We start from the raw sequence: 24,112 nt of genomic DNA, 5'->3' as shown, positions 1-24,112 counted from the left end.
CCTTTGTTGACTATGTTGACTATGTTGACTATGTTGCCATGTTGCCATTGTTGATCGTATGGACAATGAGGATCAGACGCCCGACGTCTGCAGCTCCCCGCCGGCCGTCTCGCGCTCCCGAACATGGTACAGCGGGTTCGGTACGTCATGGCTGCATCCCCCCCGCTCTTCGGCGGGAACGAGCCGGCGCTTCGTCAGCTGCTCGACCCGGGTCTCCGGCACGAACAGATTCAGCGTCCGGAACCGCTCCTCATACTGCGGGAAGCGGATACGGTAGCTCTCCAGCATGTCGGCCGCCAGCGTCCAGAAGCGGGATTCCTCATAGCCATACCGGTCCGCCAGCGTCAGTGCCAGCTCTCCGAGATTGATGAAGAACAAGGCTCCGAGCGTCAGCCCCCTGACCGTGGACAGACTGCCTGCTTCGAACGAGGTACCAGGACCCGCATCCCGGTAGATCTCATGGACCGACGGGAAGTCCGGACAGCGCTCCGGCTCCCGCAGGAAGTCGCGGGTGTAGAGCACATCCTCGTGAAAATCCTTCAATGCCGCCCGGACCGGCATGCCGCCCCGGTGCACCAGCACCATGTTCTGCGCATGCGATTCGAGCGCGATGCCGTGGGCCACCGCCAGGTGAACGACCGGCAGCACACATGTCTTGAACAGCCGGCGCAGCCAGCTCTCGACGCCGATGGACTCGAGCCACGGGGCGATGAACAGCGAGCCGTCGAGCTCCCGAGAGCACAGCGCGTGGAAAGGCACAGCTTCCTCTCCCGGTTCGAGATAGCGGTGCACGCTCTCGCGCCAGATACAGCCGAGCGAGCCTGCGGAGCCGCCTGAACGCGATCCGTCTCCGGCCTCAAGCGGAGGGTCATACGACACGCCGGCGAACTCGCCGAGCAGGATCAGCCTCGTCTCCTCCCGCAGATACGGGTCGGAGGCGGCAATGCCCTTCAGCCAGCCGGTGATCGGCGGGGCCGTCACGACGAAGTGCGGCAGCAGCTCGCGCGACGAGGACGTATTGATGAGGTCCATCGACAGCTTGGCGTAAGCCTTGCGCGGGTTCGTACGGTTCGAGAGCGTGCGGATCGACTGCTGCGGCACGTACAGATCCCCTGCCGTCCCGAGCGGTACGATCCGGCCGTCGCGGATATCCCGGAAGAAGCGCCCGGCCGTATGCCGGCGCCACTGCCACGGGTGCACCGGCAGGAACACGTAAGCCTCCGGCAAGAGCCCTTGCCTCCGCAGCTCCGTACGGAACGTCTCGAGCTGGGGAGCCCCAAGCTCCGCAGCGACCAGGTCGTCGTAATTCTCTCCGGGGGACACGGCTACCCGGGTACAGTCCCGCTGCACCGCCACCCACTGCAGCTGCAGCGAAGGCTTGAACTCCGGCCCGTAAGCCAGCTGGTCGGCGTAGTCGAACCCGACGCGCGACTTGTAGGCCGGATGGTAGGGATGGCCGTCCATCGCGTCGCCTTCCAGGTCGTCGTAGGCTTTGCCCCGCAGCATGTTCCAGCTCTGCGTCCGCCGGTACTGGGCGAGCGTATCGTTGAGCAGCGTGCCTTCCATCTCGCCCACGAACGAGCGCAGCTTCTCGGGGCTGAAGCCCTTGATCGGCCCGAGCACCTCTTCCACGAAGCCGGCCAGGCTGGCCGCTTCTTCCTCTCGGCCTCCGCCGATGCGCAGCACGGGCTCATCGCCCAGCCGAATGCGGCCGAACGTCAAGCTGCGCCGGCCCCTGCATCGGTACGCGACGGGCAGCCCCGACGCGTCCCTGCCATGCAGGGTGAAGCGCATGTGCCCCGCCTCCTCGGCCGTATCCGCTGTCACTACGCCCTCGTAGAGGAGCGATTCGACCAGCTGGCGCAGCACCCGCCGGCGCACCCCGACATAGACGGGTGAGCGCAGCGCCTCGCCCAGCGTTCTAAGACCTTGCTCTGTTTCCATCATGGACTGGATTCCTCCTGAATGGCTTGTATGGATATCGACCCGGCCCGCTGCCTGCCGGGCAGCCCGGGGTTAGGGTCGGTTCAGTGCCGCCGCCCGTCCCCTCAGCAGGAAGACGAACAGGGCCAGATTCAAGATGCAGATGGCCGCGCTGCTGATGAACGGGACCGCCAATCCTGCGCCCGCTACCAAGGCAGACGCCAACAGGGGCGAAGCCAGCTCTCCCATGTTCTGGAACGAGACCATTACGCTGTAGTGGAACGACAGGTACGGCCCGCTGCTGTGCTGGAACAGGAGCACGTCGAGCGAGGCCATCGTGATGGCGAGGAACAGGCCGTACATCAGGCGGCCGAGCACGAGCAGGAAGAGCGAATCCGCTTCGCCCTGCAGGTACAAGCCCCCGGCCATGACGGCGACGCCGAGCATATAGACATTCGTCAGCTTCTCCGGTACGCACAGGCGCTTGATGAGCGGCATCGCCGCCACCGCCATCGCATTCGGGATCAGGAAGAGCAGACTGAGCCCACCTGCCCCAAGCCCGAACGATTCCTGAGAGTATTGGGTGAAAAAGGGCCGGATCAGGTTATTCGCCACCGTCAGCGTGAAGAAGACACTGCCGAGCACGAGCAAAAAACCGCTCCACCGGCGCAATCCGCCGGCCTTCTTCTCCCCCTCGGGCTGTCCATCCCTCTCCCGGCCTCTGAAGCCCCGAAGCGCCCAGACGCAGAGCCCCAGCTGAACGATGTCCACCGCTGCAGCCGCATAGAACAGGCTCAGCGGGTTCTCCATCGTCATCATACGCGCGCCGGCCACCGTGGACAGGATGATCGCCAGATGGTAGACCGCATGGAACTTGCTTGCTGTCGCCGCATTGCTCCCGTTCCCCGACAAAGAGACCATCAGCGGGTAGATCAGCATGTAGCTGCTTTTGAAGAGGAGCAGGAGCACGGTGAAGGCAAGGAACGCGCCCGCCGTATCGGCCGTGGCCATCATCGCCGTGAACACCGCGGTCCCGGCCTGGCCGAAGAACAGCAGCCGCTTCGGATCGAACCGGCGCGAGAGCAGCCCCCACAGCGGGGAACACAGCACCACCGTCAGCCGGCAGATGAAGATGTACCAGCCGGTATAAGCTAAACCGTCAATGCCGAACACCTTGCTGAAGAACTGCGGATAGAACGGCGACAGCAGCACCTCGGTGAACAAGCCGAGGAATACGCAGCCGAGCAGGGCGTACTGTGCCCGCGCTATACGCGAGTCGGAGGGCTGGGCGCCCAGGACCGGTGCCGTCATAGCGCGCCGGTTCCTCCTGCCGCAGCCCCTGCAAGCAGAACATCCGTGCTGCGTTCCGCGCTGGCGGTTCCGGCAGCAGCCTGAGCGGTTTGATCTGACCGGGCTGCTGCGTTCCCCGTTTTTTCAAGCCCCCTGTCCGTGCCCGCGGTTCCCACCGCTTCCGCACTTACGCCGAACTGCTGGAATACAGTGCGCTCCTGCAGACGGTATACTTCCCGGCCCGCCAGCGCATTCACGATCGCACTGCTGCGGTAGGCGCCGAGCCCAAGGTCCGGCGCACCGATGCCGTGCGTGTGGAGCTCGCCGTTCTGCACGTAGATGCGGCTGCCGAGCTCCTGCGTCAGCGTCAGACTGTAATCCGCCTCCACCCCGTAGCGCCCTTCTTCGTCCCAGGCGATGATATCGCTCAGCGACTTCAGGAAGCGGGGCACCGGGTGCGCATAGCCGGTCGCGAGCACGACCATGTCGCTCTCGTGGCTGAAAGCCGTGCCCTGCTCGCGGTGGCGGCAGTGCAGCCGGTATCCGCTGCCCGCAGGCTCCATCGCTTCGACCTCGGCGTTCGCGAGCAGCCGTACATCCGGCTGGGCACCGCCTACGCTTGCCTCGTATAGGGCATCGTAGACGTCGGCGATCGTCTGCGCCGAGATGCCTTTGTAGAGCAGCCCTTGGCGCGAGCGGATCTCATCCCGCTTCGCCTGTGGGAGCCCGTAGAAGTACCGCGTGTAGTCGGGGGAGAAGTGCTCCAGCCCGAGCTTCGAATACTCCATCGGGAAGAAGCCGGAGGACCGCGTGAACCAGTCGAGCCGGTAGCCGCACGCTTCCTGCTCCTTCAGCAGCTCGAGGAACACTTCGGCCGCGCTTTGGCCTGAGCCGATGACCGTCACCGAGCGGGCTTCCCGCAGACGGTGGCGTTGACTCAAGAAGTCCGCCGAGTGGAACACATTCTCGCCCAGCATCGGGCGCAGGGCGGCAGGCACCGAAGGCACGCTGCCGACGCCGAGCACGAGATGACGTGTGAATACCGTCTGCGCCGTGCCCGTATTGTGGTCGTACACTTCCACTTCAAGCAGGCTCTCCGCCTCTCCCCCCGGGGCCGGAATAACCCGGCGCACGTCCGTCACTTCACACCCGAACCGGCAGGACGGCAGACGCTCCGACGCCCAGCGGCAGTAATGGTCGTATTCCCGGCGCGGGATATGGAACTTCTCGAGGAAGTAGAAGTGGTACAGTCTCCCCTGCTCATGCAGATAGTTCAGGAACGACAGTGGATGCGTCGGATCGGCCATCGTGACGAGGTCCGCGAAGAACGGGACCTGCAGCGTCGTGCCATCGATGAGCATCCCCGAATGCCAGCCGAACTGCGCCTTGCGCTCGAAGAATACCGCATCGATCTCCGGTGCCTTCTGCAGCAGGGCGGCCAGGCCGAGATTGAACGGCCCGATGCCTATGCCGACGACATCATGCACCTGTTGTCCCCCATATGTTTTTCCAGTCTGTGCCGTTGTCCCCGTGTTACCCATGTTCCCAGCTCCGATCGAAGCGGCTCCGTTCGCAGAACATGAGAGCCCCCGTTTTGTCCGGCAGGTCGACATGCTTCTCGAACGCAAATCCGCATTGTTCAAACACATGAATCATCTTGCTGTTGCGCGCATCCGGCTCGGCGATGATGCGGTCCGTCTCGCCCCGCTCGAATTGAAAAGCGGCCATTGCCTGCAGCAGCGGCAGCGCGTAGCCCTTGCCGAGATACTCCGGAGGACCGATCAGCAGATGAATCCCCTGATCCCCCGGCTGCGCGTCGTAGTACTTCCCGACGATATCCCGGTCGCACCAGTAAGCTTCCCAGTAGCTCATCGGCACCCCGTCCAGCTCCCCGATATAGAGGGTCTGGTGGGTATCCGCGAGGAATGCCTCGAGATGGGCCCGGTACGCTTCACGGGAGATGTTCAGATTCCAGAACGGAATCACGTGAGGCTGGTGCTGCCAATCCAGCAGCCGTTCGAAGTCCTCTTCTAGCGATACCGGACGGAACGAAATCCGTCTGCCGATCGCCGGATGCACGGTCTCGTAGACCGCGGCCGGATCAGCCGGGTACGAGGAGCTGCTCTGCGGTGCCTTGGCGGTCAAGCTCGCCAACCTCCTTCACGAGCGGGTTGTCGATCTCCACATAGACGGACTGCGCTTCGAGCGAGCCGACGAGTTCGTCCATATCGAACAGGCGCGTAAGCAGGTTCGCCTTGCACGGCAGCTTCTCGCTATGCAGCAGCGTCTGGAGGAACACGGACGGTTCGCGGTTCATCGGGACGAAGGAGGCGAGTGCCGCACGCAGCTCGGCGAGCAGCATGCGCTCATCGGCCAGTCCCGCGGTACCGAAGCCGTTGATAAGGCCGAACATGTGGTTGAAAATGAGATAGTACCGGAATCGCTCATCCGCCACCTCGTCGCTGCATACCGTCTGGCTCTTCGCCCCGATGCCCGGCAGCTCCCGCTCCAGCAGCTCTTTGGTCGAGGAACAGAAGTAATAGCCCTGGTTGTCCCGGTAATAGAACTTGTGCGGGTAGCCGCCCTGCAGTACCACGACGCTGTTCTGCTGGTGCGCTTCGAGCGCGATGCCGTGCGTCATGTACAGCCAGACCATCGGCTTCAGCGACATCCCGAGATAGAGGCGGAACCAATCCCGGCTGACCTCTTCGGTCGTCCGTCCCTCTCTCTCCGCCAGTTCGCGGATTACGTTCGAGAGGCGGGACGCTTCACCCGGCAGCGGATCCTGCACGAGACCGGCCACCAGCGTCGCGCCCTGTGCCGCTTCCCCGCGGAACGGATTGTCGCGCAGCACGAGCTCGAAGCCGGATTCTTCCTGGCCCTCCATGCGCAGCGTAAGGTAAGCCGGGTCGCCCACGATATCGAACGGCGGGTATTCCTCGCGCACCCGGCCTACGCCCGTGCCCATCAGCCGCTGCACTTCGACGCCGCGCTCCAGCTCCTTGAACAGGTTTACGCGCAGCGAGTTCGTGATCTTCACCGGAATCGAGAACTTCAGCATGAAGCGGGAGTCCGGACGGTACACCGTGCGCAGCGAAGACGTCGCATAGTACTCGCTGCCGATCTCCCCGAGATCCTCGAGCAGCCCGGCGGCAATCCAGGCACGCACGCCCGGACGGCGGAGCAGCTCCTGCCCCTGCAGCGGATGGACCGGGATCAGCACATGCTCTCCGCCTGCGGTCTGCTCCGCGAGCCAGGCCGGGTCGACCAGCGGGTCGCTCCGCAGCTCTTCCAGCAGCAGCTCTTCAGCCGAGCGCTCCAGCACGGAATCCTGCGCCACAAGGCTGCGGTGGGCACGGAAATAATGCAGCGGGAACGATCCCCGCAGCTCCGGCGAATACCGTGCCTGCTCCCCGTCAGGCACGCCTTGGCGGCTCTTCGGCGTCGGATGGATCAGGTGCCCGTACAAGAGCGACTGCTCCGCGTCCAGGAACGTGAAGTCCGTACCGTACAGCGCCTCCGCGTCACCCTCGCGGCCCTCTACGAATTCCTGCATGAGACGCGTGCTCTGGATGACGCGCAGTACCAGCTCATCGGGCTCCGACACATGGCCTTGGGACAGGCCCAGTTCTTTGATCAGCAGCACGGTGATCGTCAGATAGTCTCCCTGAATCCAGGATGCATCTCCGCCCGTGCGGTAGTATATAGGAAACTGGAACAGATGGCGCCCCGTCGGCGATGTGTAACGTACGCCGCAGCGCAGGATGATGCCCTGCCGATCCAGCGGGATGCTGAGGTAGAGCCCGGTCTGACTCTCCATCTCTTCCACGCCTTCGCCTCGCAGCGCTATCGCCTCCGCCGTCTCCCAGACGCCCGACTCCGTCTCGCGCAGATAACAGTTGAGCAGGCTCTGCAGCGCCATGCGGTCTGCCGCAGCTCCAATTTCCGGACGATTCCCCTTGTTCATCACATAGCCCTCGCTTTCGTACTCGTTCCATTGGATGGTTCCATGTTCACGCTCTCCGTATACTTCCTAGCGGCCCGGCTTCCGGTATCTGGACGGTCCAGCATGATGCCGATCCGCTTCACTTCTTCGAGAATCCCCGCGGTATGCACCGGGGTCGTCCTTGGGTTCAGCAGGGTAAACTTCAAGCATACCCTTCCCCCGACCCGGGTCCGCGCCACGACCGCACGGCCTTCGGCCAGCAGCTGCGCCCGGATCTCCGTATGGAGGCGGTCCGACCGCAGGCCCGCTTCTTCCTCCGTCTCGCCCGGCGAGGCCGGGGGCACATAACGGAACACCACCGCGTTCATCTCCGGCTCCCCGATCAGCTCGAGCTGGGGATCCTGGCGGATCAACCGGGCCGTGGCCCGGGCCGTCTCCACCGTGGAGTCGATCATCTCCCCGAACGTCCGGCGGCCGAGATACTGCAGCGACATATACAGCTTCAGCGAGTCGAAGCGGCGCGTCGTCTGCACGGACTTCGTCACGAGGTTCGGGATCCCGTGATCCTCGTCCTCTTCCGGGTTGAGATAGTCGGCGTTGAGCCGGATAGAGTCAAAATACCGCCGCTCCTTAAGCAGGAACGCCCCGCAGGAGATCGGCTGGTAGAACATTTTGTGAAAATCGACCGTGATCGAATCCGCGAGCTCCAGCCCGCGCAGCCGTACGGCATGCGTATCGCTGAGCACGAGCCCGCCCCCGTAGGCGGCGTCGGCATGCAGCCACAGCCCGTAGGTCCGGGCCAAGGCCGCCAGCTCGCGCAGCGGATCGATGCTGCCGAAGTCCGTCGTGCCCGCCGTCGCTACGAGGGCGAACGGCAGCAGCCCCTCAGCCGTGAGGGCGGCAAGCGTATCCCTGGCGGCATCCGGGCGCATCCGGTGCCGGCAGTCGACCGGCACCGTCACGACCGCCTGCTCGCCGAGGCCCAGCAGGGCGGCGGACTGCTTCACCGTGAAGTGCGCCGCCTCCGAGCAGAGGATGCGCATGCGGGAAGCTTCCGGCGGCAGCCCCTGCCGCTGGATATCCCAGCCCCACTGCCGCTTCGCGAAGTGATTGCGGGCGAGCAGCAGCCCCATGAAGTTGGACTGCGTGCCGCCGCTGGTGAACACCCCGTCGCTGCCGGGGTCGTACCCGAAGATCCCGCACAGCCATGCGGTGATCCGCTCCTCTAACAGCGTGCCCGACATGCTCTGGTCCCAGGAGTCCATCGACTGGTTCGTCCCCGAGACCAGCGCTTCGGCGGCCAAGGAGACAGAGAGCGGCGGGCAGTGCAGATGCGCGATGCATGCGGGATCGGTGACCACGGCAGAGTGCCGCACCACCGTAGTGCCGATGCGCTCTATCAAAGCATCGAGCGGTGCCCCGTCCTCCGGACACACCGGGAACTCGCGGTATACGCGGAGCAGACTCTGCGGATCGGCTCCGCTGTAAGGGCCGGGAGCCGACGCAAAGTCGCGGATAAGCACATCCATCGCGCGGGTCATCGCCTGGCGGTATTCCTCCTGGCTGTCCGTGCTTCCGTTCAGGAACAGCCTGTCATAGACCGAGCTCATCCGCAGACCTCCTGCAGTACGCCGCATGAAGCTTCCGCAGCGGCCACCGCTTCCCCGAATATGCCCGTAATGGCTTCGATCTGCTCCTCCGTGATGATCAGCGGAGGCAGGAACCGCACCACGCTGCCGTGCCGTCCGCCGAGCTCGAGGATGAGGCCCCGCTCCAGGCACTCGCGCTGGATGCTCTTCGCGAGCTCCGGGTACGCCGGATAGCTGCCGAGCATATCCGCTCCGGCCGCCTTGTTCACGATCTCGGCGCCGACCATGAGGCCCTTGCCCCGCACTTCGCCGACACAGCCGGACTCCCGCTGCACCTCGCGCAGCGCGCCGAGGAGCTTCTCGCCCATCTTCGCGGCATGCTCGACCACACCCGCTTCGCGTATGTATCTCAAGGCTGCGCTTCCGGCCGCCATCGCCAGCTGGTTCCCACGGAAGGTGCCGGCATGCGCCCCCGGCTGCCACGTATCCAGCGACTCGTCATAGACGACGACCGACAGCGGCAGCGATCCGCCGACCGCCTTCGAGATGATGAGCACATCCGGCACGATGCCGGCATGCTCGAAGGCCCACATGCGGCCCGTGCGTCCGACGCCCGCCTGCACCTCGTCGACGATCATCGGAATGCCGCGCTCGCGGGTAATCCGGCGGATCTCCCGCAGCCAAGGCTCGGGTGCCGGAATCACGCCGCCTTCCCCCTGCACGGCTTCGAGGATGATCCCCGCCGGCGGCAGAATTCCGCTCTCGGGATCGTCGAGCATCCGCTCGATATAACGGGAGCTGAGCCGGTGGCTGTCTTCCCCGCCTTCTCCGAACGGACATCGGTAGGCGTACGGGTACGGCAGGAAATGCACATCCGGCATGAGCCCGGACACTTCGCGCTTCGGCCCGAGGTTGCCCGTGAGGCTGAGCGCCCCGCTCGTCATCCCGTGGTAGCCGCCATGGAACGACATCATCGTGCGCCGTCCCGTCGCCGTCTTCACGAGCTTCACGGCCGCTTCGACCGCATCCGCTCCCGACGGGCCGCAGAACTGGATGCGGGCCCGTGAGGCAAATTCCGGCGGAAGAGCAGCGAAGAGTTCATCGACGAACTGTTCCTTCACCGGTGTTGTCAGATCAAGCGTATGCAGGGGCAGCCCGCTCGCCAGCACTTCCTGCATTGCTTCCACCACCACCGGGTGGTTATGTCCAAGCGCGAGCGTTCCCGCTCCCGCCAGGCAGTCATAGTAGGTCTTGCCATCCGCGTCTTTCACTGTAATCCCGTGCGCTTGCGTCAGCGCCAAGGGAAGTTTTCTAGGGTACGTCCTCGCGCTGGATTCCCGGCGCTGCTGCTGTTCCAGGTAATGGGCATTACCCAGGTTCATATCATGTCTCCCCTTTACCGTATGTATTGGGAAATTGTAACATCCCTATCATTCGACCAAATTGTAAATGATTATCATTCTCATTACAAGCCTTATTTTTTGCTACACTAATGCTTCGTTCAAGAGGCCACCTGCAGGTGAAAATGCGGGGTCTATATGTTGTTTTCATCATACAGCGGGGGATGCTGCGGCCCGCCGTTCTTCTTCCCTCCTGCACCACTCCCTGCCGATGACCTGTATGCCGCCCTCCACGTCTCTCCACCCTTCACCTCCTCATGCATTTGCAAAAAATGGGTTGACAAAACTTGGATCGTCCTCTTTAATATAAACGAGAATGATTATCATTCCGGATAAAAATACGTAGAAGATCCGACAGATTCGGGGGAGGAACCAAATCATGTTTTTCCGTAAGAGCAAACCGATTGCGGCCGCACTCTGCTTGACGCTGGCCCTCATCTCCGCGGGCTGCGGCAATACCGCCGCACCGACTGCCGGCACTGCCGACAAGGGCGAGACAAAGACAGCCCCGGCTGCCGCTCCGGCCGCAGACAGCGTACGCAAGATCAAGCACGCCATGGAAGAAACCGAGCTGAAGGGCATTCCGCAGCGCGTCGTCGTGCTGACGAACGAGAGCACCGAAGCCGCTCTGGAACTCGGAATCAAGCCGATCGGCGCCGTGAAGTCCGGCCTCGGCGACACGTGGTTCCCGCATATTAAAGACGCCATGCAGGGCGTCCAGGAGCTCGGCGACGAAACGCAGCCGAACCTGGAGCTCATCGCAGGCTTGAAGCCCGACCTCATCATCGGCAATAAAGTACGGCACGAGAAGATCTATGCCCAGCTGAAGGGCATTGCGCCGACCGTTCTGTCGACCGAGCTCTCCGGCAAGTGGAAGCAGAACTTCGCCCTCTATGCCGAAGCGCTGGGCAAGAAAGCCGAAGGCGACAAAGCCATGGCCGCTTACGACAAACATGTAGCCGCTGTGAAAGCGAAGCTCGGCTCCAAGATCTCGTCCAAAGTCTCGATCGTCCGCTTCCTGCCGGGCGCTACCCGCATCTACCAGAAGGACACGTTCGCCGGCATTATCCTGAAGGACCTTGGCTTCCTCCGTCCGGCTGCACAGGACAAAGACGCATTCATGGAGGTCATCACCAAAGAGCGGATGGCCGATATGGACGGCGACGTTATGTTCTACTTCAACGCCGACTACGACGAGAAGAAGGGCGGCACGAAGCAGGCGGACGAATGGCTGAACGACCCGCTGTTCAAGAACCTGAACGTAGCCAAGAACAACAAGTACTTCAAGGTCGACGAAATCATCTGGAACCTCTCCGGCAATATCAAAGCGGCGAATCTGCTGCTTGACGATATTTCCAAATACGCCGACAAATTCTAAGCGGCCACACCATACGCGCTTCCAAAACCGTCCGGGTTCCGGGCGGTTTTTGTTTGGATTGCATCCCCCTCCCGCCTTCCTGTTGATCCACTTTTTTCCATATACCACTCTTTTATGGTACCATTACTATGACCCATCTCCAATCGAAGGAGGCTCTCCTATGAACCACGATCCTGTCATCCTTATAGAAGATTTGCGGATGAGCTACGGCAGCCATCAGGTCCTGAAGGGCATCTCACTGCAAGTCCACCAAGGGGAAGTCATCGGGTACATCGGACCGAACGGCGCCGGCAAAAGCACGACCGTCAAGATCCTGCTCGGGCTCACCGAAGGCTTCACAGGCCGTGTCCGCGTGCTAGGCACGGAGATTGCCGCCGGGAACGCCGAGTACAAACGGAGCATCGGCTATGTTCCCGAGCTCGCGGATCTCTACGATTCGCTGACGGCCAGGGAATATCTCACCTTCACGGGCGAGCTGTACGGCCTGGATGCGGACCGGGCCGACCGCAAGGCGGCGCAGCTCATGGAGCTTCTCGGGGTGCTCGAGGTGTATGACGCCCGGATCGCTTCCTTCTCGAAGGGGATGAAGCAGAAGGTGCTGCTGATCTCAAGCCTGCTGCACAACCCGGATATTCTCTTCCTGGACGAGCCCTTGAGCGGTCTGGACGCCAACAGCGTCATGATCGTCAAGGAGCTGCTCGCCCAGCTTGCCCTGCAGGGCAAGACGATCTTCTACTCCTCCCACATCATGGATGTGGTCGAGAAGATCAGCTCCCGCATCGTGCTGCTCCATGACGGACGGATTGCCGCGGACGGCTCTTTCGAGGAGCTGCAGGCGCTGGGGCAGGATCGCTCGCTCGAGGGGATCTTCAACGAGCTGACGGGGTTCCATGAGCATAAGCGGATCGCCGAAGCGTTCGCAGGGCTCGTACGGGAGGGGTGAAGCACATGGATGAATTCATGACTCTGCGCTTACTGGACCGAATGAAGAGCGTCTTCGAACGGTTCGGCGTCGACTATCCCGCCATGCGTCTCATTCTGAAGGCCAAGCTGACGATGGACCGCCGCAGGGTGCCGGGCAGCCTTACGAATGCCAACCGCAAGGAAGGCAGCGGTGAGGACAACTACTTCCTGAAGTCGCTCGGACTCTATGCGCTCATGGGGCTGGTCATGGTTCCGTTCCTCTTCATCGGCAGCTCGTGGATGGTCCAAATGAGCATCGTCTTCTCCCTGCTCTTGTTCCTGCTCACCTCCACATTCATCTCCGACTTCTCTTCCGTCCTGCTCGATACCCGGGACCGCACCCTGCTGGCCGTCCGGCCCGTGAACCGGGCTACCCTGCATATGGCCCGCGCCGTGCATGTCATGATCTACATGTCCCTCATGACGGCGGCCACCGCCGCGGCGCCGCTGCTCGTCTCCCTCTTCGCCCGGGGCATTCCGTTCGCTCTGCTCTTCGCGGCCGAACTCGTGCTGGCGGACCTGCTCATCCTGGTTCTGACCGCGCTGCTCTATCTCCTCGTCCTGCAGTGGTTCGACGGGGAGAAGCTCAAGGATCTGATCAACATGGTGCAGATTCTGCTCTCGGTTGCGATCATGGTCGGCTACCAGCTCGTGAGCCGGGCCTTTGTCCTCGTCCCGCTGGGCCTATCCTTCGCACCCGCATGGTGGAGCCTTCTGCTCCCTCCGCTGTGGTTCGGCGCCCCGTTCGGGTGGCTGCTGCAGGGGGAGCAGCAGCCTTACCTGCCCGTGCTGTCCGCGATGGCTCTCTTCGTGCCGGCGGCCGCGCTCCTGCTCTATCTCCGCTGCATGCCGGCGTTCGAACGCCACCTGGTCAAACTGGCCTCCCATGCGGCGCCTGCACGCCGGGCAATGACGGCAGCCGGGTGGGCCTCTGTCCTGCTCTGCCGCACCCGGGAGGAGAAGGCCTTCTTCCGGTTTGCGTACCGGATGATGGGCACGGAGAGGGAGTTTAAGCTGCACGTTTATCCTTCCCTCGGCTTCTCGCTGGTCTTCCCGCTCATCTTCCCGCTGCAGAACGCACTGAGTGATGGGTGGGGCGCCATGAAGGCAGGCTCAGGATATTACACCATGTACTTCTGTGCGATGCTGATTCCCACCCTGATCCTGATGCTGGGCCACTCGGGGTCGTACAAAGGCGCATGGATCTACGGGGCCGTTCCGCTGCGGGATCATGGAGCCATCTACAAAGGGACGCTGAAGGCAGCGTTAACCAAGCTCCTGCTGCCCCTCTTCCTGCTGGAAGGGATTCTGTTCACGGCCGTCTACGGACTCCGGATCCTGCCCCACCTTGCGGCAGTTCTGCTTACCCTCTGCATGTATGCCGTCCTGTGTTACCGGGTTCTCATGAAGGGACTCCCCTTCTCGGCCCCTTTCACGGAGGCCAAGAACGGAGCTTTGAAGTCGCTGGCCATGCTGCTGCTCCTGGCCGCCTTCGCCGGTGTGCACTGGTTGTCGACCCTGTTCACCGGAGGCCTCTACCTGTATCTGGTCCTCCTGCTCGCTGCCAACTATCTGGTATGGGGCGCCCTCGGAAGGAAGCCGCCTGCAGCGGCATCCGCCGCCGGAGACGGCGTGGGGACCGGGGCCGGCTAGCGCTGGAGGCTGGTTCCCACTGCGGGGCCAAAAAAAATAGGCCATGCCTCTGCGGCATGGCCTATTTGGCCCGGTGAACCGTCAGGTTCACCTTGTTCGTCTCGCACATATAAGTAGAGAGATGCACCGGCTCGTCGTTCGCGTCGAAAGCCACCTTGACGATGCGGAACAGATTGGCTCCGACATCGCACTCCAATAACTTGGCATAGTCTTTGGTCGCGCCGATCACGCCGATGATTTTGTCGTTGCTCACAATCTCCGTCCGGTATTCCTCTGCCAAGATTTTGTAGGTCGATTCGTTCATCGCGATCTTCTTCTCGAGATCCGGAAACCGCGTCAGCGAATAATGCGCGATATCATAGAAGAGTGGGCGGTCATTGACATACATAAGCCGCTCGAGCTCCAATACCGGGCTGCCCGCCTCGATCAGCAGATGTCCGGCCACCTCTTCCCCCGCCCCGATCACCTCGCTTCTTAAGATCCGGGAGTTCGGGATCATGCCCAGTTGGTGGCTGAACTCCGAGAAACCGCTAACAGAAAGCAATTCATTGTGGAACTTATTCGATGTAACGAAGGTGCCTCTGCGGGGAATGCGCGTCAGCGTCCCTTCCTTTACCAGTTCCTCTATTGCTTTTCGTATGGTGATCCGGCTGACCTGATACGTCTCGCAGAGCTCCGCTTCGGTCGGAATCTGCTCATCCGGTTTGTATCTTCCGTGCTGAATCTCTTTCTTCAACATCTGCCGGATCTGCATATACAGCGGCTGGGGGGTCGAAGGATTCAAACTCATGCGGCATTCATCCTTATCCATCAATGATTATATAGTATGTATTATACATTGATGGCCTATCCCAGTCACCATGCGCCGAAGTATCCGATCGTCTTCGCCGCCGTCCGGCTGCCGAGCTCCAGGCATACGCCCACCGGTAGTCCTTGCCGTATGCCATATAGAAAACCGGCAATGAAAGAATCGCCCGCCCCCATCGTATCTACCACGTCCGCTTGCGCAGCCCCGCACCGGTAGTATTGCTCTCCGTCGTAGGCAAGCGAGCCCTGCTCGCCCAGGGTGGCTACGGCGATCCGCGACCCGCGACCCTGCACCTCCCTCAACAGCTGGCGGATCGTATCGTCGTCCTGGGAATAGGAGAAGAACGGATAATCGACGAAGGGCGGCAAGCCGGTCACCAGATCGTGATGAAGCCTATCCGAGAAGTCGAACGAAGTGAGCAGCCCCTTCTCTTGGAACAGGGAGAAGTACTTCTCCGCATGCCCCCAGATTCCCGAATGGATAAGCTCGTACGTTTGAATAAAGCGCATATCCTCCTCCGATAAGGATAGCTGTGCATTCACGCCCTCGTCGTAGTCCCCGAATCTCCTGTCATTCCCTTCCATTTCCACCGATGTGACGGCTGTTGCGCCCTCGACTTGCAATAAGCGGGTCGTATCGACCCCCTTCTCCCGGAGAGCCCGGATCATGATATCGCCATAGGGATCCGTACCGACCCGTCCGATATAAGCTGCCTCCGCGCCCAAGCCCTGGGCATAGACCGCCACATTCACAGGATTGCCTCCGGGATAAGCCTTCCCGCTGGCCTTGTAGACATCCATACAGTTATCGCCGACCGTAACGATTCTCATCTTGTCCCCGCCTTCCCTGATCCTGGAGAAGGGGCACTGCGAAGGAGCAGCGCCCGCATCATCTTAATACTCCATTTGGCGGTAGTATCTTCGCAGGGTCAGGGGATGATTTCTCTCCCGCTCCAGGTAGACGCTGATCCGGCTGAGCACCGACCAGTTGATGCTTACCGCAAAATGTTTTCTGAACTCTTCGCTAATGCCCGCCATCTCGAAGTCGGCCGTATCAATAACCGTAAGCTGCTTCGTAATCTTCTCACAGAACCGCTCGACCCGCTCCACCAGCGGCCTGGTTTCGTCTTCGCCCTTGAGCAGGATGACACTCGTATCTTCGAGCACCAGCTCCAGCGTGCCGTGGAAGAACTCGGCCGCATGAATCGACTTGGCATGAATCCACTGCATTTCTTCGAGGATGCACATCGCGTACGAATACGTATTGCCCCACAAGTTGCCGGAGCCCACCATCATATGATAACCGGTATCCTTATGACGAATTGCGAAGTCCTCCGCCTGCTTGTCGAAGGCCTGGACCGCCTGGAGTATGGCACGCGGCAGAAGGGCCACCTCCTCCGTGAACCGCTCATACTGCGGGAACTCCCCACGATTGTACATGAAGCGGAAGATCACCATATACAGCAGCATGAAGAACGTATCGAAGGAATGCTTCTCCGAACCTGTCGTGATGCAGTGGTCTACGATTTGGGTCAGCGGCGTACCCGGTTCCGCAACCAAGGCGATGGTGGTGGCTCCTTTTTCTTTGCAGTACGCCGCCGCCGCCACGGTCTCTTGGGTCGTGCCCGACACGGAGGTGAAGATACACACGGAATCCCGGGTCAAATGCTTGTGGTTCATCGCCATGAACTCCGCTGCAATCTCCGCATGCACATCGATCGTGGAGCTCGATTTCAGGATATATTCGTAAGGATACATCATCGCAATCGTTCCGCCGGCGCCGATCAGAAAGAGATTGCTGTACCCTCTCCCTGCAATCCCGTCCACGATCTCTTCAATCTGGCCCCGGAAAGCCAGACCCTCTTCCTCGACAAGCTTCAAGAATAGGTTTTCGTCAAAGTGTAACATCTGCAAGCCCCTCCCTATATCGGAGCAGAATCTCCGACATCTCATTTATTTGTTATGTCTTGTATTATATCTATATATAACATATCATGCAATGCTATGCCCCGACATTGGTGCCTTTCGCATCAGCTGACCGGTACTTCTTCTCCCAATAGTAGTACACCGGCAGTCCGGTTGCGATAACGATGAGTGCGGCGACCATGCCTTGGACCGGAGCCCAGGTGAACGTCCCCCATGCGAGCCAGGCCGCTCCGAGAATAGCGAGTACCGTCGTAACTCTCCATACAGGCATCCGGTAGATCGGCTGGTAGTCGTCCCGCTTGCGGCACTTGTATACCGCAGCGAAGTCGAGGATATTAATCACCAATTGAATGAGCGTAAAATAGCCGAGCAGCTCCGTCAGGTTGCTGAAGAAGACCAGGAAGCAGGCAAAGGCGACCTGGGCAAGAATCGAGAAGCTTGGCGTTTCGTACTTGGGATGCACCTTCGCAAAGCGCTGGAAGAAGAGCCCATCCTTGGCCATCGCATACTCCAGCCGGGGCTGGAACATAATGCAGGAACTTAGGGAACCCAGGATGACAATGATCGCCGTCACCGCCACGAAGGACGATGCGATGCCGGACAGCCCTGGAATATGCTTCACCGCGTCGGATACGGCGGCACTCGAGTCCAGCAATTGGGGGAACGGTAGCAGGCCCGTGACACATACCGCAAGCAGCGTATACAGAGCCAGTACGATGAGCACCGAGCTGATCAGGGCCCGGGGAAGGATCTTCCCGGGATTCTTGAACTCGCCGGCCATGAAGCAGATGGCGGCCATCCCGGTATACGCCCAAGTCGTTGCGGATACGCCGCCGATCAGGCTGGTCGGCTGGGCCCCCGGCGCGGGGACGAAAGCGAAGTTGTCCATGTTCATGTACATCAAACCGAGGACAATCACGATCAGGAAGGGAATGATCTTCACCGCCGTAATAATGACTTGAAACCGGCCCCCTTCCTTCACACTGCGGTAATGAATCGAAGTAATAGCCAAGATGATGGCCACGCCTAAGAACTTGCCTGCGATGCCGGCGAAGAACGGGAAGAAGCTGGCAAGATAAGCAACGATCGCCAAGGCCATGATCGAGATCGACGGAGGATCGAGCGCCCAGAACGTCGCCCATCCGTACAGGAAGGCCAAGGGCCTCCAGCCCGCTTTGTTCAGGTATACGTAACCGCTTCCATTTTGGGGGTAGGCCGTAGACAATTCGGCCAGTACCATCACCTGCGGAATCGCGATCAGTCCGCCGATGATCCAGGCCAGAATCGAGATCGAAGGCGTCCCCGCCGCTCTTGCCACATCCCCGGTAGAGACAAAAATCCCGGAGCCCACCGTAGTGCCGACAGCGATGGCCAGGGCGGACCAAAAACCCAATTTTCGTGTGAGTGCGCCATTGCTCATTAGAGAGTTCCTCCCAAGTAGTTAGTCAGACTCCGAGTTCCTTCCATTTGCCGATGGATCCCGCAAGGGCCTCCCTCGGATGCCGATAATACCCGGGCCCCATAATCTCCAGTGTGTACGCTCCCTCGTAGCCGCCGCTTCGAAGGCTCTCCAGGTACTCCCTCCACTTCAGTACTCCGGGCCAGATGCGCATCGGACCGCCCGTCTCCGTCGATCAGGTGAACATGGCACACCTTGGGGAGGAGAGCGAAGTAATCTTCAGGCACTTCGCCGGCCAGCTGCATAGCCACGGTGTCCAGCATGCCCTGCAGCGCCGGAGAACCGATCTCGTCGATCATGCGCCTCACCCCCCGGACGTCCGTAATCAGATTCGACTCGAATGGGGTCAGCGGCTCCAGGGCCAGGGTCAAGCCTTCCTGCTCGGCAATCCGGCATAGCTGGAAGATGGATTCGCGCGCATACTTCCACGACTCCTCCGGCGCTGCCGCAAAGTCCCCTATGCCGGATGTGATCAGCATGGTATCGGTCCCGAGCTCCAGGGCGGCATACAGATTTTCCATGAAATACTCCACGCTCTTGTGCCGCCAATGCGCATCGGACGCCGCGATATTGTAAGGATAAATGCATTGCTCCGGCGTGTAGCACACGATCTTCATCCCTCTTGCACGCACTTGTTTCCTGACGCTTCTCATATTTCCGAGGATACTGCGATACACATACAAGTGAGGCTCGCCGGCCCATAGCTCGATATGGTCAACGCCCAACTCACTCATGGCATCCATGAAGTGCGCAAAGGGTACATGTCTGAATGTAATATTCATTCCTGCCGCTTTCAATGGCTTCACCCCCTTTCCGTGAAAACGCTTTTAATTGTTATGTCTTGTATTGTAACTAATAGTTACATATATTTCAATCCTTATTTTTCTTTGATGTAAAAATGGGACTTGGCCCGAGTGTAAAGGGATATCCGCTTCCTGCCGCGCCCGGCTGTACAACAAAAAAACGGGACCGGCTGCAATCAGCCGATCCCGTTCCTTGTCTTACCCGCCCCGCTGTCGCGCTACCCGTCGATCGTCACAGCCTCCGCCTGCCGGTTCAGCTCCCGGATCCGCTTATCGAGCTCCCGGTACGCCACCGCGTAGCCGTCCGCCTGCTTCTGCAGCTCGTCGATGCCCGCCGCCGGCACGATCTTCGCCCCCGCTGGGGCGCCGCCGGGGGCCTGCTCGGCCCGGGCGGCATCGATGACGCTCTGCACGACCGTCCGGCGCATCGCCAGGATGTCCCGCTCCGCCAGCACGGCGGCCAGGGAAGCGTCCCCGCGGTACGCCGTCCCCGCATCCGCCCCGTGGATGCCGGTGATCAGCGACTCCAGGCGGTCGAGCGTCTGCGTCAGTTCCCCGAGCAGCTCCTCCGGCTTCTCGCCGGGAAGCTCCCCTTCCGGTACCTTGGTACTGCGGGCCAGCCGTACCTTGAGCTGCTCGATGCGCTTCAGGCAGTCGTCCCGCAGCGTCAGCGCTTCTGCCAGTTTCATAAGAATCCCTCCTCTCCTGTCAGGTCTATACCTCTTAGACGTTGTTCCACTATTTTCCACTTCAAATTATAATCCTTTTATCGCCGCCATCGGCTTGCACTTCGCCACCACACCCGCAAGACCCGCTCCGACGACGCTGTCGATGATCTGGTCCACGTCCTTGTAAGCCTGCGGGCATTCATCGAGAATCGCAGCCAATGACCGGTGGTTAATTAGAATCTCATCCTCGGTGCCGACCTTCATCGATTGTTCGAACTCATCCACCGTCACCGCCTCCTTCGTCGCCCGGCGGGACCGCAGCCGGCCGGCGCCGTGGCAGATCGAGTAGAAGTTCTTGATCCCCTCGTCCCGTCCTACCATGATGTAGGAGGAGGTCCCCATCGATCCGGGGATCAGAGCCGGATGCCCTGTGGCCATGTAGGCCGGCGTGTTCATGTAGTGCTTCGGCGGCAGTGCCCGCGTCGCGCCTTTGCGGTGGACGAGCATGCCTTGGTTCCGGTGGAACTCCTTCAGCGCATAGTTGTGCATGAGGTCATAGAGAACAGGCATCTCCAAGGCTTCGCCGAACACCTCGCGGAACGCTTCCTGTACGCCGAAGGCGATCATGTGCCGGTTGCATACCGCAAAGTTCAGCGCCGAGTTCATCAGGTTCAGGTACGTCTGCCCTTCTCTGCTGCCGATCGGCGCATAGATGACGTTCGGGTCGGGGTTCGATACGCCCCAGACGTGCATCGAGGCTTTGATGACCTGCGTGTACTCGCGCCCGAGCATCGCTCCCCAAGCCCGCGAGCCCGAGTGGATCATGACGACAACCTGGCCGTCGAACAATCCCCAAGCCGATGCGGTGTCCCGGTGCTCCTCCGCAATCTCAAGGTACTGGATCTCGCAGAAGTGGTTCCCGCTGCCGAGCGTACCGAGCTGTCCGTGCGCATTCTTCCGGATGCCCGCGGGCAGGTCCGCCAGCGCCGCCGGGTCAAAGGGAAACTCCGCCTGCTCCACATGCGTCAGCCACTGCTCCCCCGGCACATACCGCTCCGGCAGGCCCTTCAGGCCGTGCTGCACGACTTCCATCAAGTCGATGTCCGCATAGTTTGAATTCTTCCGCTCGCTCGTCGGCACATACTTCTCGATCGCCCGGATCAGGGCCCGGCGGACGCCTTTGTCCTGAATGTCCCGCTTATGCAGCGGAGTCGTATGCACCCGCATCCCGCAGCCGATATCGACCCCGACGATCGACGGGGAGACGAAGCCGTCCTTCAGCCCCCAGACCGCCGTGGTCCCGATACAGGTGCCGATGCCGATGTGGGCATCCGGCGTGTAGCTCATATGCACGCTTCTCGAGATGCGCAGGTTGTTGTCGGCCATCTCGTAGACGCGGTCTTCAAAGGTGGGGAATACCTCATCGTTCGCGAAGACGTGCAGGCTGCCGTGCGCCAGCTCGATCTCGTGATGATTGTTCCCGTGCTGCTTGTGATTCCAGTTCATGTTCCTCGTACTCCTTCGATGTGATTTCTCAATGTGATTTCTTCATTCTTCCGGCTCCCGCATGCGTCCCGGGCGTTATCCCGAAGCAGCCCTACCGGGCGATTTGGTATACCGGTTCGCATAAGCGGAGGCCCCGTACGAATCCGGTTTGACGCGAACGGCATACCTACCCATGGCCTTCACCCGCTCCACCATCTCCGGGAGATAGAGGGAGGTCTTGTTCTTCGCCGGATGCGTCCCCGCATCAATATCGATGAACGTGCGCAGCGAGGCTCCCTGGTACACATAGGGCAGCAGCAGATCCTCCAGCTTCTCTACCGCCTGCAGCTCCTCCAGGCACCAGGCTGCTTCCTGCGAGAGCGACGTCTCCAGGCTCAGCTTCTCTTTCACCGAAGTGAGCTCCCTCGGGAGCACGACGGTCCGGCAGCAGGCCCAGGCGCCGCGTCCCCGGCGGTGAAGAATGATCCCGGTCACCAGCTTGGTGTGGCCGCGGTGTACTTGGCTGTCGCTGCCGATCACGAGGTCATATGCGGCACGGGGGTCCTGTGCGGCGAACCGCAGCATGCGGTCCAGCACATCGGCAGGGGCGAGCCCCTGCTCCGTCAGATTGTGAAAGCGGAGCGGGTCCGCCATCGATGTTCGCATCTTTCGAGTTCTCATCATGGTCACCTGTACATTCGTACATTGTCATCCTTTCGCGTATATTGATTCACATTTTTTGCTTTCACGATTTAAAGCGCTAAACTACGGAATTCCAAAAAAGCTGCCTCTCCCCGCTCCCCTATCCCCCGTTTGGTCCGGAGGCACAAGAAATCTGCGGTGAATCGGCAGCTGCCTTCTTTCGGTCATCCTTCCCCGCCTTGGTTACAAGGTAGGTGAAGTCTGGCCCTCCCCAAGATCGGGAGGGGCATCCGAAGTGGTGCATCTGCCTCTGCTGCTATCATTCCAGCTCATCCCTTGTTCGTCTAAGCGCAGCGATCCCAGGGACTGCGTACCTGATCTCCGCAGAAGCTGCTCACGATGCAGTGTCTGCGCTGCCGGACGTTCCGGGTAAGATTCGCCGTTGAATGTAGATTCAAAATTCTTCATGATGTCCTCTCCTTTCCTGGGGATATAAGGCTTGCGATCGATAGAGCGGGTGCAGGGAACAAGATAAACGGCTTCGCCGTCCTTTCAGGACGTTGCGCGTTTATGAGATATATAAGAATACAGGATCGAGCCCTGGCGAGATATAAATTCTTATATATTAAAAAAAGCTGCGACGCGCCTTCTTCCTCTCCCTCTCCGGGCAAAAGAAAAAGGCTGCGGTCCGCAGCCTCACACATACCGGTCGTGCTTAAGCGTGTCCCGTGTAAACCGGACACCGCGACGGTATAGGAATGCTGCGTGGAGGATGAAGCTTCCAGCTCTCCTCATGAGACGGTAACTGAGTAGCATTGATCAGATCCTTCGGTTCCCGCGGTTGATTCGTTCTCATGGGCTTCATCCTCCTTCTTCGCTTCGGTTTCTTCGGCATCCGTTGACGCCTGCCTGCTAACTTGCTGCTCATCGTAGCACGCTGATCAGCCGGGTGTCAACCACATTTTTATAAATTTAGATTTTTTTACTAAAATAATCTGATCAAGGATACAAAAAAACGGCTGCCTCCGGCAGTCTCCCCAGTTGTTATCACGGGGAGAGCGTGCCGATCAGCAGCCGTAAGGAGCGGATTCCTTCCCAGGTTACCTGAGAGGTAACCCGAAATCCCTGTTCGGCGGCCGGCAGGCATCAGGCTGCGATGGCAAATCAAAGTAACGGTGCTGGGATTCCAAACTCCGCCCATACTTCTCCGGATTATTCGTGGACGTCATTGCCGTCATTCCCCATCCGATCCTTGCCTTCATCGTGCCGCACTCCCTTCCGGTTTCGGTATCCTCGGTATTCCCAAGTTATGTTGTTCCCAAGCTTAACGGGTCTCTTCCCCTCTTGTCAAGAGGGTGTTCACTTGGACTGGATCTCATCCGTTCTAAACTTCATTGGAGCCGCCCATGATGCCCAGCACCTTGCCGATGCTGTCCTGCACGAGGTAATTCGCCACGCTGTCATACGGTGTGGCCGACTTATTGATGAAGACCAGCTTGCTGCCGGTATAGTAGCGGATGAGTCCTGCCGCCGGATGCACCCGCAGCGACGTCCCCGCCACGATCAGCATGTCCGCCGCCGTGATGGCCTCTACCGCTTCCCTCAGCACCTCTTCGTCGAGGCCCTCCTGGTACAGCACCACATCCGGCTTGATGATCCCGCCGCAGGTGTCACAGCGGGGGACAGTCTCTTCTGCGTCCAGCACCGCCTGCAGACCGAAGAACTTGCGGCAGTCCATACAATAGTTGCGGTGGATGGAGCCGTGCAGCTCGAGCACTCTCCGGCTGCCCGCCATCTGATGCAGCCCGTCGATATTCTGAGTCACCACGGCCTGGAGACGCCCTTCCTGCTCCAGGCCGGCCAGCGCCCGATGCGCCTGGTTAGGCTTCGCCTCCGCATGAACCATATGGGCACGGTAGAAGCGGTAGAATTCCTGAGGATCCGACAGGAAGAAGTCCCGGCTCAGTATCTCCTCCGGCGCATGGCGGCTTCCCTTCTGTGTCTCGAACAACCCCTGCGCCGACCTGAAGTCCGGAATCCCGCTTTCCGTGGACGTCCCCGCCCCGCCGAAGAACACGATCGATGAGCTTTCCGCAACCAGCTTACGAAGTTCCTTATACTCCTCCATAGTTCCTTCCTCCTTCCGCATGATGGGTCAGGCTGCTCTCCCCAGTATACCA

At 60.6% G+C, this 24,112-nt stretch carries 19 protein-coding genes and 1 pseudogene; 3 read left to right on the top strand and 17 right to left on the bottom strand.

Annotation, left to right across the window (positions count from 1 at the left end):
- Positions 1 to 72: 72 nt before the first annotated feature.
- The 7 genes from O9H32_RS10530 to O9H32_RS10500 form a co-directional block, all read right to left on the bottom strand.
- Positions 73 to 1,947, bottom strand: coding sequence for an IucA/IucC family protein (locus O9H32_RS10530; RefSeq protein WP_269866003.1), 1,875 nt, complete (start codon positions 1,945 to 1,947; stop codon positions 73 to 75).
- A gap of 69 nt (positions 1,948 to 2,016) precedes the next feature.
- The gene (locus O9H32_RS10525) at positions 2,017 to 3,234 is read right to left on the bottom strand and encodes an MFS transporter (protein WP_269866002.1); all 1,218 of its coding nucleotides are present in this window, start codon (positions 3,232 to 3,234) and stop codon (positions 2,017 to 2,019) included.
- Positions 3,231 to 4,754: a lysine N(6)-hydroxylase/L-ornithine N(5)-oxygenase family protein gene (locus tag O9H32_RS10520; RefSeq protein ID WP_269866001.1), complete on the bottom strand. Its 1,524-nt coding sequence runs from the start codon at positions 4,752 to 4,754 to the stop codon at positions 3,231 to 3,233. Before O9H32_RS10520 ends, O9H32_RS10525 begins: the two co-directional genes overlap by 4 nt.
- On the bottom strand, positions 4,747 to 5,358 hold the full coding sequence (locus tag O9H32_RS10515; protein ID WP_269866000.1) for a GNAT family N-acetyltransferase: 612 nt from the start codon (positions 5,356 to 5,358) through the stop codon (positions 4,747 to 4,749). The genes O9H32_RS10520 and O9H32_RS10515 overlap by 8 nt, the downstream gene beginning before the upstream one ends.
- The gene (locus O9H32_RS10510; RefSeq protein ID WP_269865999.1) at positions 5,315 to 7,180 is read right to left on the bottom strand and encodes an IucA/IucC family protein; all 1,866 of its coding nucleotides are present in this window, start codon (positions 7,178 to 7,180) and stop codon (positions 5,315 to 5,317) included. Before O9H32_RS10510 ends, O9H32_RS10515 begins: the two co-directional genes overlap by 44 nt.
- Complete coding sequence (locus O9H32_RS10505; protein WP_269865998.1) at positions 7,180 to 8,769, bottom strand: pyridoxal phosphate-dependent decarboxylase family protein; 1,590 nt, start codon at positions 8,767 to 8,769, stop codon at positions 7,180 to 7,182. Before O9H32_RS10505 ends, O9H32_RS10510 begins: the two co-directional genes overlap by 1 nt.
- Positions 8,766 to 10,130, bottom strand: coding sequence for a diaminobutyrate--2-oxoglutarate transaminase (locus O9H32_RS10500; protein WP_269865997.1), 1,365 nt, complete (start codon positions 10,128 to 10,130; stop codon positions 8,766 to 8,768). Before O9H32_RS10500 ends, O9H32_RS10505 begins: the two co-directional genes overlap by 4 nt.
- Positions 10,131 to 10,527: 397 nt before the next feature.
- On the opposite strand from O9H32_RS10500, the gene O9H32_RS10495 reads away from it, so the two are divergent.
- The 3 genes from O9H32_RS10495 (at position 10,528) to O9H32_RS10485 (ending at position 14,142) form a co-directional block, all read left to right on the top strand.
- On the top strand, positions 10,528 to 11,526 hold the full coding sequence (locus O9H32_RS10495; RefSeq protein WP_269865996.1) for an ABC transporter substrate-binding protein: 999 nt from the start codon (positions 10,528 to 10,530) through the stop codon (positions 11,524 to 11,526).
- A gap of 160 nt (positions 11,527 to 11,686) precedes the next feature.
- Positions 11,687 to 12,469, top strand: coding sequence for an ABC transporter ATP-binding protein (locus O9H32_RS10490; protein WP_269865995.1), 783 nt, complete (start codon positions 11,687 to 11,689; stop codon positions 12,467 to 12,469).
- A gap of 5 nt (positions 12,470 to 12,474) precedes the next feature.
- Complete coding sequence (locus tag O9H32_RS10485; protein ID WP_269865994.1) at positions 12,475 to 14,142, top strand: hypothetical protein; 1,668 nt, start codon at positions 12,475 to 12,477, stop codon at positions 14,140 to 14,142.
- A 61-nt stretch (positions 14,143 to 14,203) separates the two neighbouring features.
- Here the strand turns inward: O9H32_RS10485 and O9H32_RS10480 are convergent, their stop codons facing one another.
- From O9H32_RS10480 to O9H32_RS10435, 10 genes and pseudogenes are all read right to left on the bottom strand, one after another.
- A complete protein-coding gene (locus O9H32_RS10480) occupies positions 14,204 to 14,932 on the bottom strand; it encodes a GntR family transcriptional regulator (RefSeq protein ID WP_269865993.1) in 729 nt (242 codons plus the stop codon).
- 65 nt (positions 14,933 to 14,997) lie between these two features.
- Entirely contained in the window at positions 14,998 to 15,780 is a 783-nt protein-coding gene (gene frlD / locus O9H32_RS10475; protein ID WP_269865992.1) for a fructoselysine 6-kinase, read from the bottom strand.
- 63 nt (positions 15,781 to 15,843) lie between these two features.
- Positions 15,844 to 16,857 carry an SIS domain-containing protein gene (locus O9H32_RS10470; RefSeq protein WP_269865991.1) on the bottom strand — a complete coding sequence of 338 codons (1,014 nt, stop codon included), beginning with the start codon at positions 16,855 to 16,857 and terminating at the stop codon, positions 15,844 to 15,846.
- Between the two features lie 94 nt (positions 16,858 to 16,951).
- Positions 16,952 to 18,295 carry an amino acid permease gene (locus tag O9H32_RS10465; RefSeq protein WP_269865990.1) on the bottom strand — a complete coding sequence of 448 codons (1,344 nt, stop codon included), beginning with the start codon at positions 18,293 to 18,295 and terminating at the stop codon, positions 16,952 to 16,954.
- A 25-nt stretch (positions 18,296 to 18,320) separates the two neighbouring features.
- Positions 18,321 to 19,131, bottom strand: a pseudogene (locus tag O9H32_RS10460) (TIM barrel protein).
- A 224-nt stretch (positions 19,132 to 19,355) separates the two neighbouring features.
- A complete protein-coding gene (locus O9H32_RS10455; protein WP_269865989.1) occupies positions 19,356 to 19,826 on the bottom strand; it encodes a DIP1984 family protein in 471 nt (156 codons plus the stop codon).
- A 66-nt stretch (positions 19,827 to 19,892) separates the two neighbouring features.
- Positions 19,893 to 21,311, bottom strand: a complete 1,419-nt coding sequence (locus tag O9H32_RS10450; RefSeq protein WP_269865988.1) for an RtcB family protein — start codon at positions 21,309 to 21,311, stop codon at positions 19,893 to 19,895.
- Positions 21,312 to 21,386: 75 nt separating this feature from the next.
- Positions 21,387 to 21,956: a ribonuclease H-like YkuK family protein gene (locus O9H32_RS10445; RefSeq protein ID WP_269865987.1), complete on the bottom strand. Its 570-nt coding sequence runs from the start codon at positions 21,954 to 21,956 to the stop codon at positions 21,387 to 21,389.
- 219 nt (positions 21,957 to 22,175) lie between these two features.
- Positions 22,176 to 22,400 (bottom strand): hypothetical protein, encoded by a 225-nt coding sequence (locus tag O9H32_RS10440; RefSeq protein WP_269865986.1) that lies wholly within the window; start codon positions 22,398 to 22,400, stop codon positions 22,176 to 22,178.
- A gap of 916 nt (positions 22,401 to 23,316) precedes the next feature.
- A complete protein-coding gene (locus tag O9H32_RS10435) occupies positions 23,317 to 24,060 on the bottom strand; it encodes an NAD-dependent protein deacylase (RefSeq protein WP_269865985.1) in 744 nt (247 codons plus the stop codon).
- Positions 24,061 to 24,112 lie beyond the last annotated feature (52 nt).

Origin of the sequence: Paenibacillus caseinilyticus (genome assembly GCF_027533645.1) — a bacterium.
GTDB lineage: Bacteria > Bacillota > Bacilli > Paenibacillales > NBRC-103111 > Paenibacillus_G > Paenibacillus_G caseinilyticus.
Note: the sequence above shows the minus strand (reverse complement) of the source record. Positions and strands in the feature narration are given on the sequence as shown.

What these genes read in the sequence shown, in the direction of transcription:
- O9H32_RS10455 (WP_269865989.1), bottom strand. Translation starts at nt 19,826, where the DNA reads ATGAAACTGGCAGAAGCGCTGACGCTGCGGGACGACTGCCTGAAGCGC.
- O9H32_RS10490 (WP_269865995.1), top strand. Translation starts at nt 11,687, where the DNA reads ATGAACCACGATCCTGTCATCCTTATAGAAGATTTGCGGATGAGCTAC.
- O9H32_RS10530 (WP_269866003.1), bottom strand. Translation starts at nt 1,947, where the DNA reads ATGATGGAAACAGAGCAAGGTCTTAGAACGCTGGGCGAGGCGCTGCGC.
- O9H32_RS10525 (WP_269866002.1), bottom strand. Translation starts at nt 3,234, where the DNA reads ATGACGGCACCGGTCCTGGGCGCCCAGCCCTCCGACTCGCGTATAGCG.
- O9H32_RS10445 (WP_269865987.1), bottom strand. Translation starts at nt 21,956, where the DNA reads ATGCGAACATCGATGGCGGACCCGCTCCGCTTTCACAATCTGACGGAG.
- O9H32_RS10480 (WP_269865993.1), bottom strand. Translation starts at nt 14,932, where the DNA reads ATGAGTTTGAATCCTTCGACCCCCCAGCCGCTGTATATGCAGATCCGG.
- O9H32_RS10510 (WP_269865999.1), bottom strand. Translation starts at nt 7,180, where the DNA reads ATGAACAAGGGGAATCGTCCGGAAATTGGAGCTGCGGCAGACCGCATG.
- O9H32_RS10500 (WP_269865997.1), bottom strand. Translation starts at nt 10,130, where the DNA reads ATGAACCTGGGTAATGCCCATTACCTGGAACAGCAGCAGCGCCGGGAA.
- O9H32_RS10495 (WP_269865996.1), top strand. Translation starts at nt 10,528, where the DNA reads ATGTTTTTCCGTAAGAGCAAACCGATTGCGGCCGCACTCTGCTTGACG.
- O9H32_RS10440 (WP_269865986.1), bottom strand. Translation starts at nt 22,400, where the DNA reads ATGAAGAATTTTGAATCTACATTCAACGGCGAATCTTACCCGGAACGT.
- O9H32_RS10470 (WP_269865991.1), bottom strand. Translation starts at nt 16,857, where the DNA reads ATGTTACACTTTGACGAAAACCTATTCTTGAAGCTTGTCGAGGAAGAG.
- O9H32_RS10485 (WP_269865994.1), top strand. Translation starts at nt 12,475, where the DNA reads ATGGATGAATTCATGACTCTGCGCTTACTGGACCGAATGAAGAGCGTC.
- O9H32_RS10435 (WP_269865985.1), bottom strand. Translation starts at nt 24,060, where the DNA reads ATGGAGGAGTATAAGGAACTTCGTAAGCTGGTTGCGGAAAGCTCATCG.
- O9H32_RS10465 (WP_269865990.1), bottom strand. Translation starts at nt 18,295, where the DNA reads ATGAGCAATGGCGCACTCACACGAAAATTGGGTTTTTGGTCCGCCCTG.
- O9H32_RS10450 (WP_269865988.1), bottom strand. Translation starts at nt 21,311, where the DNA reads ATGAACTGGAATCACAAGCAGCACGGGAACAATCATCACGAGATCGAG.
- O9H32_RS10520 (WP_269866001.1), bottom strand. Translation starts at nt 4,754, where the DNA reads ATGGGTAACACGGGGACAACGGCACAGACTGGAAAAACATATGGGGGA.
- O9H32_RS10505 (WP_269865998.1), bottom strand. Translation starts at nt 8,769, where the DNA reads ATGAGCTCGGTCTATGACAGGCTGTTCCTGAACGGAAGCACGGACAGC.
- frlD (WP_269865992.1), bottom strand. Translation starts at nt 15,780, where the DNA reads ATGAGAATCGTTACGGTCGGCGATAACTGTATGGATGTCTACAAGGCC.